At 52.8% G+C, this 13,909-nt stretch carries 13 protein-coding genes; 1 reads left to right on the top strand and 12 read right to left on the bottom strand.

From position 1 onward, the window contains the following. Positions 1-151 precede the first annotated feature (151 nt). A complete protein-coding gene (gene adeP, locus AB8804_RS22900) occupies positions 152-1,489 on the bottom strand; it encodes an adenine permease AdeP (protein ID WP_371190223.1) in 1,338 nt (445 codons plus the stop codon). Positions 1,490-1,655: 166 nt separating this feature from the next. Here adeP and yieH point away from each other — a divergent pair, with 166 nt between their 5' ends. After that, positions 1,656-2,321: a 6-phosphogluconate phosphatase gene (gene yieH / locus AB8804_RS22895; protein ID WP_371190222.1), complete on the top strand. Its 666-nt coding sequence runs from the start codon at positions 1,656-1,658 to the stop codon at positions 2,319-2,321. A 102-nt stretch (positions 2,322-2,423) separates the two neighbouring features. Here the strand turns inward: yieH and AB8804_RS22890 are convergent, their stop codons facing one another. The 11 genes from AB8804_RS22890 to AB8804_RS22840 all read right to left on the bottom strand — a co-directional run bounded on the left by AB8804_RS22890 (position 2,424) and on the right by AB8804_RS22840 (position 13,842). Then, positions 2,424-2,714 carry a hypothetical protein gene (locus AB8804_RS22890; protein ID WP_371190221.1) on the bottom strand — a complete coding sequence of 97 codons (291 nt, stop codon included), beginning with the start codon at positions 2,712-2,714 and terminating at the stop codon, positions 2,424-2,426. Continuing rightward, entirely contained in the window at positions 2,711-3,832 is a 1,122-nt protein-coding gene (locus tag AB8804_RS22885) for a hypothetical protein (protein WP_371190220.1), read from the bottom strand. The genes AB8804_RS22890 and AB8804_RS22885 overlap by 4 nt, the downstream gene beginning before the upstream one ends. 203 nt (positions 3,833-4,035) lie before the next feature. Continuing rightward, entirely contained in the window at positions 4,036-4,761 is a 726-nt protein-coding gene (gene phoU / locus AB8804_RS22880; RefSeq protein ID WP_008500182.1) for a phosphate signaling complex protein PhoU, read from the bottom strand. Positions 4,762-4,774: 13 nt separating this feature from the next. Next, positions 4,775-5,548: a phosphate ABC transporter ATP-binding protein PstB gene (pstB, locus tag AB8804_RS22875; protein WP_006177574.1), complete on the bottom strand. Its 774-nt coding sequence runs from the start codon at positions 5,546-5,548 to the stop codon at positions 4,775-4,777. A gap of 47 nt (positions 5,549-5,595) precedes the next feature. Continuing rightward, a complete protein-coding gene (gene pstA / locus AB8804_RS22870) occupies positions 5,596-6,486 on the bottom strand; it encodes a phosphate ABC transporter permease PstA (RefSeq protein WP_371190219.1) in 891 nt (296 codons plus the stop codon). Further along, on the bottom strand, positions 6,486-7,445 hold the full coding sequence (pstC, locus tag AB8804_RS22865; protein WP_371190218.1) for a phosphate ABC transporter permease PstC: 960 nt from the start codon (positions 7,443-7,445) through the stop codon (positions 6,486-6,488). Before pstC ends, pstA begins: the two co-directional genes overlap by 1 nt. A 128-nt stretch (positions 7,446-7,573) precedes the next feature. Beyond that, positions 7,574-8,614, bottom strand: coding sequence for a phosphate ABC transporter substrate-binding protein PstS (pstS, locus tag AB8804_RS22860; protein WP_371190217.1), 1,041 nt, complete (start codon positions 8,612-8,614; stop codon positions 7,574-7,576). A 294-nt stretch (positions 8,615-8,908) separates the two neighbouring features. Then, entirely contained in the window at positions 8,909-9,964 is a 1,056-nt protein-coding gene (locus tag AB8804_RS22855; protein WP_371190216.1) for a fimbrial protein, read from the bottom strand. 14 nt (positions 9,965-9,978) lie between these two features. Continuing rightward, entirely contained in the window at positions 9,979-12,498 is a 2,520-nt protein-coding gene (locus tag AB8804_RS22850) for a fimbria/pilus outer membrane usher protein (protein WP_371190215.1), read from the bottom strand. 22 nt (positions 12,499-12,520) lie between these two features. Beyond that, positions 12,521-13,207: a fimbrial chaperone gene (locus AB8804_RS22845; protein WP_371190214.1), complete on the bottom strand. Its 687-nt coding sequence runs from the start codon at positions 13,205-13,207 to the stop codon at positions 12,521-12,523. Positions 13,208-13,272: 65 nt separating this feature from the next. Then, positions 13,273-13,842 carry a chaperone-usher fimbrial major subunit gene (locus AB8804_RS22840; protein WP_371190213.1) on the bottom strand — a complete coding sequence of 190 codons (570 nt, stop codon included), beginning with the start codon at positions 13,840-13,842 and terminating at the stop codon, positions 13,273-13,275. Between the last annotated feature and the right edge of the window lie 67 nt (positions 13,843-13,909).

Genomic DNA, 13,909 nt, shown 5'->3' with positions numbered 1-13,909 from the left:
ACCACCACAGCCGTATGTTCCCCCTCACCCCAGCCCTCTCCCTGAATGGAGAGGGAGTATTCTGTGCCAGTCTGAAATTTGTGGGGATCCCTCAGCCCACGGGGAGAGGGAACAAACACTAAAGCCCTTTTCAAAGAAAAGGGCTTGCTGTTTATTTGGCATCAATAAACACAATCTTCAGCACGAACAGCAGCGCCACCACGATCACGCACGGGCTGAGCTCGCGGAAGCGACCGGTACCGATCTTCATCACGCAGTAAGAGATAAAGCCCAGCGCGATACCTTCGGTGATCGAGAAGCTAAACGGCATCATCACCGCGGTGATAAACGCCGGCACCGCTTCGGTTAAATCCTCCCACTTCACGCGCGCCAGGCTTGAGGTCATCAGCACGCCGACGTAAATCAGCGCGCCGGCTGCCGCATACGGCGGCACCATGCCCGCCAGCGGAGAGAGGAAGATCACCAGCAGGAACAGCAGACCCACCACCACCGCCGTCAGGCCGGTACGACCGCCCACGGAGACGCCGGAAGAGGATTCGATATAGGCGGTGACGGACGATGTGCCGATGAACGAACCGGCCACGGAAGAGACGCTATCCACGAACAGCGCCTGCTTCATGCGCGGGAACTTACCTTTCTCGTCAGCCAGGCCCGCTTTGTCGGTCACACCGATCAGCGTGCCGGAGGAGTCAAACAGGTTCACCAGCATGAAGGAGAAAATCACGCCCGCCAGGCCGAGGTTCAGCGAGCCCGCCAGGTCTACGTGACCAATCACGGTAGAGACGCTCGGTGGCGCGGAGACGATGCCGCTGTAGTGAACGTCTCCGAGCATCCAGCCCAGCAGCGTGGTCACAATAATGGAGACCAGCACAGCGGCGTGGATGTTACGCGACGCCAGAATAGCGATGATAAAGAAGCCCAGCACGCCCAGCAGCACGCCGTGGGAGGTCAGGTTGCCGATGCTCACCAGCGTTTCCGGGTTCGCCACGATGACGCCCGCGTTCTTCAGGCCCATCATGCCGATGAACAGCCCGATACCGCTGGTGATGCCCACGCGCAGGCTCACAGGGATATTGGCAATCATCCAGTAGCGCACGCGGAAAATGGTCAGCAGCAGCAGGCCAATGGCGCCCCAGAAGATCGCGCCCATGCCCACCTGCCACGGCAGGCCCATCGCCTGAACCACCACGAAGGCGAAGAACGCGTTCAGGCCCATTGCCGGTGCCAGTGCGACCGGCAGGTTAGCGAACACGCCCATCAGAATGCTGCCCAGCGCGGCAATCAGGCAGGTGGTCACGAAGACGGCGCTGGTGTCCATGCCAGCAACGCCCAGAATCTGTGGGTTAACAAAAACGATATAGACCATCGTCAGGAAGGTAGTGAAACCGGCGATCACTTCGGTGCGTGCCGTGGTGCCGTGCTCGCGCAGTTTGAACACGCGCTCAAGCAGACCCTGACCAGACGTCTGGGTAGTGTGTTGTTGACTCATCATCAATTTCCGAACAAGGAGGGAAAATTCGTCGCTATCCTATACCAAAATGCGACAATAAGGGCGGTTACGGGATACTTTTTTTCATTGATTTTGCTTATACGGCAACGATTGCGTCTCGTAAAACAGCATTACGTAAACGTTAAACTTGTTAAAAGGGAAAGGCATGTCCGGAATTGAAGCGGTATTTTTCGACTGCGACGGTACGCTGGTCGACAGTGAGGTCATTTGTTCCCGCGCGTATGTCGCTATGTTTCAGGAATTTGGCATTACGCTCGATCTCGATGAGGTGTTCAAACGCTTTAAGGGCGTGAAGCTCTACGAGATCATCGACATCATTAACGAAGAGCACGGTGTGGATCTGGCGAAAGCGGATATGGAACCGGTGTACCGCGCCGAGGTCGCACGCCTGTTCGACTCCGAGCTGGAGGTGATTGCCGGTGCGTACGCGCTGCTGGATGCAATGACGGTGCCGATCTGCGTGGTCTCTAACGGTCCGGTCAGCAAAATGCAGCATTCTCTTGGCAAGCTGGAGATGCTGCACCATTTCCCGGACAAGCTGTTCAGCGGCTACGATATCCAGCGCTGGAAGCCCGATCCGGCGCTGATGTTCCACGCGGCGAAGGCGATGAACGTCAACGTGGAGAACTGCATTCTGGTGGACGATTCCTCCGCGGGCGCGCAGTCGGGCATTGATGCGGGAATGGAGGTGTTTTACTTCTGCGCCGACCCGCACAACAAGCCGATCGATCATCCAAAGGTGACGACCTTTACCGACCTGGCGCAGCTGCCGGAGCTGTGGAAGGCGCGCGGGTGGGATATTACTCGCTAAAAAAAAACCGGATGGCGCTAGCGATTTACCGGCCTTAATGGCTCGTAGGCCCGGTAAGCGCAGCGCTACCGGGTAATATTTATCTGGGCGTTATAGTAAATGTTAGTTTGTTTTTAGTGCTTCAATTGCTTGAGTGAGTTGTTTGTAGAGTAAGTGTCTCAAGTTTTCTAATTCGTCATTTTCTCGAATTAGTGGCATTCCATTTTTGTGAAGAACAATATCGTTAAATGATCCCATTCCACCATAAAAACGTTTGAGTGAGTAAATGGATGATTCGTAATCAATATCTAGTTCATAACCTAATTTTTCGAATGCTTTAGCCCATGAAGTTTCATCGTTTGATGACAATACAATAGCTATCTCAGTAACTGTTTGTTTTATTTCATTTTTCATTTTAAAGCACCATAACCAAGAATGTTAATGCCAGGTATTTTCCATGGAGTCGGCACAACAACTTGTTCTGTTCCACCAGAGTAAATATCTGTTTGGTAGCCAACTTCACCAACATAGACTTTTGTCCCTGCGGGGATCTGGACCTCATGATAAGCATTGAGTGGCGAGATACTACCATTAGGCCATTTCGGTAATAGTGCCTTATCAACCCGAGTCTGGATCACCCCTTGAGGCTGCTCATATCCGAAAAACTGCCCCAAAGGTCTTCCCTCAACACCGCCTCGATAGAACGTTGTATCTGTTGATAAAGTTATCTCTATGTATGCACCACTAGAGAAGGTTTCAGCCAACTCATTAGGTAATGGACCTGGATTTAATGTCGAATATTCACCTTCAACTTTGCCTAAAACATGAAGGTTTCTTAGCTCGGAAAGTTCATTTATTGATCCCAGACGACCGAGCCCAAGACCAGCTGCAACTGAAGCACCCGCAATAATCAGCCCCTTGTTATCCATGACCTGATCGTAACCTGCTGGCGCATCGCCACCAAGCTGCTGCGCCGTTTCGTGAAATCCTTCAACATTGCCATTGTAGATGCCGCCACCAGCCAGAAGTCTACCCGCCGCTTTGCTGTTGATGGTTTTAGCTGCCTGAGCATGTTGCACCGGCTCACCTGAAGGACGGAATTTCTCTGTGGCTGCAGGCTTTTTGCCGTTCTGACTATCAATAGCGAGCTGGTAAGCCCGCAGGAAATCACTGACCACCCAGCAAAAAAGATCAACACCGTTAAAAACCAGTTCGCCTGCGGCGTTGATATGAAAAGGGTTTACGGTATCGTCCCAGTGTTCATCGGTATCCAGTCCGATAATCCAACCTTCCATCAGACTGACTTTAAGAGCGTCATAAACAGGGTCATATCCTGAGCGGATATAGGGTTTGTCATTCAGCAGTGGCAGTAGATTAGGGACTTCGTTGACCGGAGGTGACGCGTAATTCCGGTAGTCCAGGTCATACGCGTACGCGGCTTTTTCCAATGCAGCATCGGGGGTCAGTATATGCTGAAACTCACAGGGAGACAGCTTCCGCTCGAGTTCCCACAACGTATAGAGTCTGAGCATAAACACTCCTTTTCCATATTATTTGTATGGATTCTCGCGCGCGTTTGCATACAAATCAAACATGCAGACATTAAATGCCTAATGGCCTCGTGGAGGTAAGACAGAAAACGGAGAGTGGGAAAAGTTTATTCTAGTGGATGTGGGGGGAATATTACGCGGTAAATCAACCCCTCTTCTCCAAGGGAAGAGGGGTTGAAAATTTTTTACTCTTTCGGATCTTTCCCCGCCAGCAGCTTGTCCAGCTCGTCGCCGCCGACGTGGCGGAAGTCCTGGCCCTTCACGAAGTAGAAAATGTATTCGCAAATGTTCTGGCAGCGGTCGCCGATGCGCTCGATGGAGCGCGCGCAGAACAGGGCGGTCAGCACGCTTGGAATGGTACGGGAGTCTTCCATCATGTAGGTCATCAGCTGACGCACGATGCCTTCATATTCCTGGTCGACCTTTTTGTCTTCACGGTAAATACGCACCGCTTCGTCCAGATCCATGCGCGCAAAGGCGTCCAGCACGTCGTGCAGCATCTGCACGGTGTGGCGGCCCAGCGACTCCAGGCTCACCAGCAGCGGCTGGTGCTGCTGGGAGAATTTCTCCAGCGCGGTGCGGCAGATTTTATCCGCAACGTCCCCGATGCGCTCCAGCTCGGCGATGGTTTTGATGATCGCCATCACCAGACGCAGGTCGCTCGCCGTGGGCTGACGCTTGGCGATAATGCGCACGCAGGCTTCGTCGATCGCCACTTCCATCATGTTGACGTTCTTGTCGCCTTCAATGACGCGCTTCGCCAGCTCGCTGTCCTGGTTGTGCATCGCCGTGATCGCATCAGAAAGCTGCTGCTCGACCATGCCGCCCATGGTCATCACCTGGGTGCGAATGCTTTCCAGCTCTGCGTTGAACTGGCCGGAAATGTGTTTATTAAGATTGAGGTTGTCCATGGTTCACTCCAAATCAACCGTAGCGGCCAGTAATGTAATCTTCGGTTTGTTTCTTTGCAGGCCGGGTGAACAGCGCGTCCGTATCGCTGAACTCAATCAGTTCGCCCAGGTACATAAACGCCGTGTGGTCGGAGCAACGCGCAGCCTGCTGCATGTTGTGGGTTACGATCACCACGGTGTAATCCTGCTTCAGCTCGGTGATCAGCTCTTCGATACGCCCCGTTGAGATCGGATCCAGCGCTGAACACGGCTCGTCCAGCAGCAGCACTTCCGGGCGAATGGCGATACCGCGCGCAATGCACAGACGCTGCTGCTGACCACCGGAGAGAGAGTACCCGCTCTGGTGCAATTTATCTTTGGTTTCGTTCCAGAGTGCGGCCTTGGTCAACGCCCACTGCACGCGCTCGTCCATATCCGCACGGGAGAGCTTTTCGAACAGGCGCACGCCAAACGCGATGTTGTCATAAATCGACATCGGGAACGGCGTCGGCTTCTGGAACACCATGCCCACTTTCGCGCGCAGCAGGGCGATATCCTGGGCATGGGTCAGAATGTTTTCACCGTCGAGGATGATTTCACCTTCGGCGCGCTGCTCCGGATAGAGCGAATACATTTTGTTAAAGGTGCGCAGAAGGGTGGATTTCCCACAGCCTGACGGACCGATGAATGCCGTAACCTGGTTCTTGGCGATATCCAGATTGATATTCTTCAGGGCATGGAATTTGCCGTAGTAGAAGTTCAAATCACGAACCTGAATCTTACCCGGGGCAGTATCAACCATACTCATTGACTCATTTCCTCATTCGGCGCCGCGATGTGCCGCGCCGTAAAAATTTAACCGTGTTTCTTCTTCGCGAAAATGACGCGCGCCAGAATGTTCAGCAACAGTACGCAAAGGGTAATGATCAGCACCCCGGCCCACGCCAGCTGCTGCCATTCCGCGAATGGGCTCATCGCAAATTTAAAGATCGTCACCGGCAGGTTGGCGATCGGCTGCATCATGTCCGTACTCCAGAACTGGTTGGAGAGGGAGGTAAACAGCAGCGGAGCGGTTTCACCCGCGATGCGCGCAACCGCCAGCAGGATGCCGGTCATGATCCCGGAGATAGACGCCTTCAGCGTAATCGCGGAGATCATCTTCCACTTCGGCGTGCCCAGCGCGTAAGCCGCTTCGCGCAGGCTGTCCGGCACCAGCTTCAGCATGTTCTCGGTGGTTCGAATCACGATCGGCACCTGCAGCAGCGCCAGCGCAATCACGCCCGCCCAGCCGGAGAAGTGCTCCATCTGAGCCACCACCACGGTGTAAACGAACAGACCGACGACGATAGACGGGGCAGACAGCAGGATGTCGTTAATGAAGCGAATGACTTCCGCCAGCCAGGATTTGCGTCCGTACTCGGCGAGGTAAATCCCGGCCATGATGCCCAGCGGCGTACCGAAAACCGTCGCCCAGAGGATCAGCAGGCCGCTGCCCGCCAGGGCGTTCGCCAGACCACCGCCCGCGGTGTTCGGCGGCGGCGTCATTTCGGTGAACAGCGCCAGAGACATGCCGTCGATGCCGCGGGTAATCGTGGACATTAAAATCCAGATCAGCCAGAACAGCCCGAACGCCATTGTCGCCATGGAGAGCGTCAGCGCGATGCGGTTCTTCAGGCGGCGTCGGGCCTGCATTTTTCGGCGGGATTCCGCCAGCTCCGCGGTGTTTTGCATTTCGAGAGTTGCCATTAGCGTGCCCCCTCGTTTTTCGCCAGACGCATAATCATCAGCTTGGAAATGGCCAGAACGATGAAGGTTATCACGAACAGGATCAGGCCCAGCTCCATCAGCGCCGCAACGTGCAGCCCCGATTCCGCTTCGGCAAATTCGTTTGCCAGTGCGGAGGTAATGCTGTTACCCGGCATGTAGAGCGAGACGCTGTCGAGCTGGTAGGTGTTGCCGATGATAAAGGTGACCGCCATGGTCTCACCGAGCGCGCGGCCTAGGCCGAGCATCACGCCGCCGATAACCCCATTTTTGGTGAACGGAAGCACGATGCGCCAGATCACCTCCCAGGTGGTGCAGCCGATGCCGTAGGCCGACTCTTTCATCATCACCGGGGTTTGTTCAAAGACATCGCGCATCACCGCCGCAATGTACGGAATAATCATGATGGCGAGGATTACGCCCGCGGCCAGAATGCCGATACCGAACGCCGGGCCGGAGAACAGGGCGCCGACAAACGGGATTGCGGAGAGAATGTTACCGACCGGCTCCTGGAAGTAGGTCGCGAACAGCGGGGCAAAGATAAACAGGCCCCACATGCCGTACACGATACTGGGAATGGCGGCCAGCAGCTCAATGGCGATACCCAGCGGCCGTCTCAGCCAGCCCGGCGCCAGCTCCGTCAGGAACAGGGCAATACCGAAGCTCACCGGCACCGCAATCAGCAGGGCGATGAACGAGGTCACCAGCGTGCCGTAAATCGGCACCAGCGCACCGTAGATATCGTTAGGCGCATCCCACTCTTTAGTCCACAGGAAGGCGAAACCGAATTTCTGAATGCTCGGCCAGGAGGAGAAAATCAGAGACACGATAATGCCGCCCAGCAGCAATAGCACAATCAGCGCAGCCAGTTTTACCAGCGCGCTGAAAATCATGTCACCTTTTTTACCCGGAGGGTTAAATGCAGGCTTGGTTGCAGCCATAAATTACTCTTCTTTATGTGACGTCTTACGAATATGCCCGGTGGCGCTCGCGCTTACCGGGCCTACAGCCGGAGCCGTAGGGCGGGTAAGCGCTAACGCCACCCGCCATCTTCGTCAAAAATATCCTGTTAGTACAGCGCTTTACCGCTGCTGTCTTTCACGTTGGTTTTCCATGCAGCACGAATCTGCTCAACCACGCTGTCCGGCAGGCTGGCGTAATCCAGGTCGTTAGCCTGTTTGCCGCCGTTTTTGTATGCCCAGTCGAAGAACTTCAGCACTTCTGCACCCTGCTCAGGCTTCTTCTGATCTTTGTGAACCAGAATGAAGGTGGTAGAGGTGATTGGCCACGCGCCGTCGCCCTTCTGGTTAGTCAGGTCCTGCGCGAAGGATTTGCTCCAGTCAGCGCCTTTCGCGGCGTTGGCGAAGTTCTCTTCGGTAGGGCTCACCGGCTTACCGTCAGCAGAAACCAGCTTGGTATAGGCCAGGTTGTTCTGCTTGGCATAGGCGTATTCTACGTAACCGATAGAGCCCGGCAGACGCTGTACGAACGCGGCGATACCGTCGTTGCCTTTACCGCCCAGGCCGGTTGGCCAGTTAACGGTAGAGCCAGAACCGACTTTCGATTTCCACTCGTCGTTCACTTTCGCCAGATAGCTGGTGAAGACGAAGGAGGTGCCGGAACCGTCAGCGCGGCGAACCACGGCGATGTTCTGCGAAGGCAGCTTAACGCCCGGGTTCAGCTTGGTGATGGCTTCGTCATCCCATTTTTTGATTTTGCCCAGGTAGATGTCGCCCAGGGTTTTGCCGTCCAGCACCAGCTCGCCTGATTTCAGGCCAGGGATGTTAACGGCCAGCACAACGCCGCCGATCACGGTCGGGAACTGGAACAGGCCTTCCTGATTCAGTTTCTCATCAGACAGCGGAGCGTCTGATGCGCCGAAATCAACGGTGTTAGCGGTAATTTGTTTTACGCCACCGGAGGAGCCGATACCCTGATAGTTAACCTTGTTACCGGTTTCTTTCTGGTAGGTATCTGCCCATTTGGCATACACCGGCGCAGGGAAGGTTGCACCAGCGCCAGTCAGGCTTGCTGCTGCAAACGCAGAGAAAGCGCTCATCGATAAGGTCGCGGCGACAACAGTTGCGACAGTGGTACGCATAACTTTCATAATGTCTCCTGCAGGATTTTCGTAAATCGTTGTTTAAGTGGCTACGATGAGCAAAATAGGACAATCAGGTGACAGATAAATGTACGAAATATGACAGTTTTATGACAACGCGCGCATTTAACTTAAGACAATGATACTTAACGGAATTAATTATTACGCGTTCACACAACTGTCATAAAAATATGAACAAAGCCTGGCGCAGAAAGGTGAATATGACAACGATTGTCTTAAACGAAGGCTGACGCTCGGAAAAACTGCCCTGCGAGCGCCAGCGGTTGAAACGTCATGAAGAGGTTAGTTCGTAAACTCCAGAGTAAGGGTCGCATCGGCTGTGAATGAGCCCGGTTTCGGCCTGCTTCCCGTCATGCTGGCAGGCGCAGCGGAAAAAGTGATTGTGCCCGTCGTTTTCCCTAACACACTCGTTTTTCCCATGTCGGTTTGCAGATCCCCACCGTTTACGCTGATCTCTTTGTCGTTTTCATCGTATACCTTGATCCCGACATCGCTGTTGCTGGTTTTGATCATAGAGCCATCGATGCTGGCTGAGGTCGCGTTAAAATCAGCGCTCACCTTTTGCGTTCTTTCCAGGCCAGTACAGCTCACGGATACGGTTTTTTTGACTTTTTTACTCATCACGGCCGCCCCACGGGTCCCGCTAAATTCAGAGGCCGGGATTTCCCCAAAGTCGACTTTAATAATTTGGCCATCATCAATATCGCACTCCTGAGGAGCCGTGATCGATCCCTTGATTTTGACGTTCGCAAGCACATCCCCGCGAGATAAATTGCTTGAAATGCCTCCGTAAACCAGCGCAACTTCCGTCAGGGGGATAGTCACCTCTCCGGTGATCGATTTTTTGATGTAAAAGGAGAGCATGGCGGAGCTGCCTGTATCCAGTTCGATACCAGTCTTCGAGTCACACGAGTGGCTTGCCGTACTTTGATTGGAGACATGTTCAAAAGGAACAGCTGTATACCCCACGTTTTTGATAAAGATCTTTACGCCTACATCCAGATACTCATTCAGGTTGTAGAAACTGATTCCGCTGATTTTTTTATCGTATATCAGGCTGTTTGAAGGATCGGCGGTGTAATAAATCGCTGTAAATTTTTTAGTTAAGCGGTGGGCGGAATCACAGGTACAGGTCACCTTATAGGTATCCGCCGCGGTCGCTTCTGCGATGTCGATCATTGATTTACCGACAATATTATCCTTGGCCGCGATGTTGGTTTTGGAGAAATTCAGATTGAGTAAGTGTGTGCCCGTGGTGGTGGTGCATGTCCCTACAACATCGGCCCATGCGCAGGACGTGCTGAGCAAAAACAGGCCGGCAATACAGTATTTTTTCATGACACATTCCCTTGTTACTGACATATCACCGACTGCTGAATCAGTGATGTCGCCTCATGCGACGTGATGCTAAAAGGCACCTGGCACTTCATGCTGTTATCGCTGCCCCAGCGCAGTGAGAAGCTTCCCTCTTCCGGTATGCCGGAAAGATAGAGCTGTCCCCTTTCGCCGACAATTCCGCTGAATGTTTGCGCGCCATTTTCCCCGGTGGCTATAGCGCCAAACGGCACGGGCTGGCCATTTTTTTGATTAACGTTGAACAGCACGCGATAGCCAACATGAGTCACAAACTCCGCTTTCACAATAGCCCCGCGCGTTGGCACAATATTGATAACGCTATTTTCGAGCTCAATATTCGATTTTGAAAAATAGTCGCTATCAATCGCTACCCGGTTTTCACTGTAGGGATTAAGCTGCGTTTTTACCGTGTAGCCACGCCAGTCGGTTGCAACGCCGGAAGTGTTTTCAACCGCTAGCCCCGCAGCGCCTGGCGCTTTTACCAGAGCAACCGTTTCTCCCAGCTCCTGAGCCAACGTAATACCATCGCTATGAACAAGGATCCCGCCCCGCGCGCCGTAGTTAAGACGCTGCGCGTTTTCGCTGGTGGCGTAACTGCCGCTCAGCGAGCCATAGGTTCCATCCCAGCCCACTGCCAGGTTACTGCTTTTAGACCGATCGTTCTCATCGTAGGACTGCTGAAGGTTGTACGATAAATTATTGCGCTCCAGCAGCGTGCCACCCACCCCAATCTGGTGCGTTGCTTCCCTCTGCGAATTCTGCGTTAGCGCATAGTTAACGTAGCTGTCTTCAATCCATCCGGACAGCGGAACGGAAAGAGAGAACATAATGATATTTTCACTGCCGCTTTCGCTGGAATTCTCGCCTGTCGACGAAGAATGCACCGATGAATCGGTATAGTTCCAGGATACGTTCCACGACAAACGTCCCAGATTATTGCTGTATCCCATCTGAATAAGGCGTTCAACCTCATCAGTGAGCCAATATTGCTGACGGCTCAGCGTAAGGTAAATATTTCCGCCGTGGCGTCCGAAGGACTGCGTCCATGTTCCCTCCAGGCGGCTACGCCGGTTGCCGGTAAGCCAAAAATCGGAATCGTCACTTTGCCTGGATGCCCATTCACTCAGGGTGTAATAACCCTGCGTCGAGTATCGGTAGCCCACCAGCCGGAAATTTGTTTGGGTTTCATCAAAACGTTTGGAATAGAGAATACGGTAGGACTGCCCTTCTTTTGCTTCACCGTCGTTGAACGTTGCCCGAGCATGGGTGACATCAGCAGAAATAGCGCCAAAATTACCCAGGTCTTTCCCGAATCCTAACGCCGCTGAGGCGTAGTTATCACTGATTTGCCCCCCGCCATAGGCGGTCATACCCCACTGGAAGCCATGCAGAACCTGGGCCTGCAGGACGTCCGGAGTAAACCGCGACTCTTCGCGCAGCTCGCCGAGGCTCAGGTCAAAGTCCGTCTGACCCTCACGTTTTAAAATGGCCAGCGATGCAAAAGGCTGGGTAAAATTCTGTTCGCTCCCGTCCTCTTCTCTTACCGTCACGTCGAGATCGCCACCTGAGCTGGTGGTGTTCAAATCGGATATCGCAAAGGCTCCCGGCGGCACCGCTGACTGATAGATGATGTAGCCATTTTGCTTGATGATGACCGTGGCATTGCTTTTCGCCACTCCGCGTACGACCGGGGCAAAACCGTTCATACTCGCCGGAAGCATGTCATTATCGGTATACAGGCGTGCGCCGCGAATACGGGTACCGTCAAAAATATCGCTGGCAGTCCAGGTATCGCCCATCATGATCTGGCTACGAATGGCCGCGATATCGCGCTGTACCCACGTGCTTACCGCATGATACTCCGCGTTGCCACCCTCGGCGTTGAGCGTGCTGTAGTTTCGCAAACGCCAGGCGCCGTAGTTCAGCCCGTTTTGCAGGTTAAGATAGTAGTTATCGGGTTCATCATCGTAGTCCGTTTTCAGGGTGTGAGAACCAGAGAAATCATAGTTTGTCATCAGCGCCGTAATGCCTTCATCCCACCGGGATGGGCTGATGTAGCCGAGCGCATTCATATCCAGCCACAGCTGCGGAATGGTGATATTGAGTACGAGTTTGTCTGCATCAAATACCCAGGCAGACCCCTCAATAAGGGGTTCAGGTGCAGCGCATAATTTGGGATCGACCGCTTTCAACGTTTTAAGCGCATCAACTTTGACACCGAAGGACTTAAGCACCTCAGCAACATCGGTGAAGCACGGCGTAAGCTCGGCCTCCGCCGTCTGCTGAATGAAGGTTACAACGCGCGGTTCGCGCTTATTGCCATTGACGAAAATGTCTACTTTATAGTCACCCGGCGGCAAACTGTTTGCCTTATCAAACTGGTGAATATCAACGCCAGAGGGGTGATCTATTTCGAGTAATGCGGAGTTAAACAGCGGCTGTTTAGCCCCCGCAGGCCAGGCAACAGCCAGCAGCATCCCTGACACAATCGCGCCTTTAATGAAGAAAGTAGCCATTAAAAATCCTTCTTATTGCTACTTAAATAGGCTGAGTCAGCGGATCGCTTACCGCACCATAATCATTGATAAAACGCCAAACCAGCGTCTTCCCAGAAACGCTGGCGGGTAACGGCAGGGTGAGCCTTTCAAAGGGTTTGATCATGTTTAGCTCAACGTCTTTACCCTCCACCTGAACGCTCATCACGTTGATATGGATTGGCGTCGGATTTTCAACGATCACGTTTCGGCCCTCACGGCGCCATTTAACCTTCAGCGCCGCCTTCTCAGGCGAAATGCCAAGCGACGCCGGTCGCCAGAAGAGCTTTATCCGGGTTTTAATCGCAATCTCCATGGAATTGCCATCCGATTCTTGCGGGGCCGGTGGGATATTTTTAATGTTCAACCAAAATACAGATTCACGATCTTCAGGCAGTGTCCCCTGCGTTTTGATAATACGAAGGATTTTTTCCTGCTGGGGTTCGAGACGAGAGACAGGCGGAATAGCCGTGAAAGGCGGTGGTGTTTTTGAGTTTTTATCAAAGGGATCGACCCATACCTGGATCAGGTAAGGGACGTGGGTCTCTTTATTGAAAATAGATATGGTTTGGTCCGCGCGATCGCTTGTAAAAATGACGCGAGTCCCGCCGATAATTACACCTGCAAAAACGGACGTGTGGGTAAACAACAGTACTAAGACCAGGGGTAATTTCAACAGGCGACTAAACATTTATTCATCCTTGAATATAGCCTGCCAAAAAATCACGTATTTTTTACAATGGCAGGCTTTTATTATTACTTCTGATAAACGATGGTAAATTCAGAATCTGCGTTAGCCGTACCTGGCGTAACAGTCGCAGAGGTCGCAATATAACGGGCGATAAACTTCAGCTCAGCAGCGTTTGAGACAATATCGGTATAGGCTGAGTCTTTATACAATTTAACCTGGGAGTTATCCGTACGGTTATAAATACGGATAGCCACGCCGGTTGCGGCTTTTGCATCATCAGTACCGGTATAGTCGCCCGGAGTCGATGCCGTAAGAGGATTACCAATGGCCAGATCGCCATTACCGTCGGACGCTTCAGTACCATCAAAGCGTGCAGCTGCTTTTGTATATGTTTCCGGACAGTTTTCAAGTTTAATACTGAACTCAGCCGGTGCAGCTGTCGTCCCAACCGTTGTGAAGCTGCTTTTATTTACTTTGCCTAACGCAACAGTTTGGCCCTTCGTATCAGTAGATACTTCACAGCTGCTGTCAATAACTTCGCCGGTAAAATGAACCACACCATCTGATGCAAATGCATGGGTTGCCGCAAGTAAAGAACACACGACAAAAGAGCTTTTAAGTAAATTAGACTTCATTTTAACTCCGTTATTTATAAATCAATCCATTACCATTCAAAAATAATATATATGAATAATACAGGTG

The sequence above is a fragment of the Enterobacter sp. KBR-315C3_2022 genome (assembly GCF_041399425.1).
In the GTDB taxonomy this organism is placed as follows: Bacteria; Pseudomonadota; Gammaproteobacteria; order Enterobacterales; family Enterobacteriaceae; genus Enterobacter.
Note: the sequence above shows the minus strand (reverse complement) of the source record. Positions and strands in the feature narration are given on the sequence as shown.

Coding starts and splice junctions, on each gene's coding strand:
- pstS (WP_371190217.1), bottom strand. CDS start 8,614: ATGAAAGTTATGCGTACCACTGTCGCAACTGTTGTCGCCGCGACCTTA.
- AB8804_RS22840 (WP_371190213.1), bottom strand. CDS start 13,842: ATGAAGTCTAATTTACTTAAAAGCTCTTTTGTCGTGTGTTCTTTACTT.
- pstC (WP_371190218.1), bottom strand. CDS start 7,445: ATGGCTGCAACCAAGCCTGCATTTAACCCTCCGGGTAAAAAAGGTGAC.
- pstA (WP_371190219.1), bottom strand. CDS start 6,486: ATGGCAACTCTCGAAATGCAAAACACCGCGGAGCTGGCGGAATCCCGC.
- yieH (WP_371190222.1), top strand. CDS start 1,656: ATGTCCGGAATTGAAGCGGTATTTTTCGACTGCGACGGTACGCTGGTC.
- AB8804_RS22850 (WP_371190215.1), bottom strand. CDS start 12,498: ATGGCTACTTTCTTCATTAAAGGCGCGATTGTGTCAGGGATGCTGCTG.
- AB8804_RS22890 (WP_371190221.1), bottom strand. CDS start 2,714: ATGAAAAATGAAATAAAACAAACAGTTACTGAGATAGCTATTGTATTG.
- AB8804_RS22845 (WP_371190214.1), bottom strand. CDS start 13,207: ATGTTTAGTCGCCTGTTGAAATTACCCCTGGTCTTAGTACTGTTGTTT.
- AB8804_RS22855 (WP_371190216.1), bottom strand. CDS start 9,964: ATGAAAAAATACTGTATTGCCGGCCTGTTTTTGCTCAGCACGTCCTGC.
- pstB (WP_006177574.1), bottom strand. CDS start 5,548: ATGAGTATGGTTGATACTGCCCCGGGTAAGATTCAGGTTCGTGATTTG.
- phoU (WP_008500182.1), bottom strand. CDS start 4,761: ATGGACAACCTCAATCTTAATAAACACATTTCCGGCCAGTTCAACGCA.
- AB8804_RS22885 (WP_371190220.1), bottom strand. CDS start 3,832: ATGCTCAGACTCTATACGTTGTGGGAACTCGAGCGGAAGCTGTCTCCC.
- adeP (WP_371190223.1), bottom strand. CDS start 1,489: ATGAGTCAACAACACACTACCCAGACGTCTGGTCAGGGTCTGCTTGAG.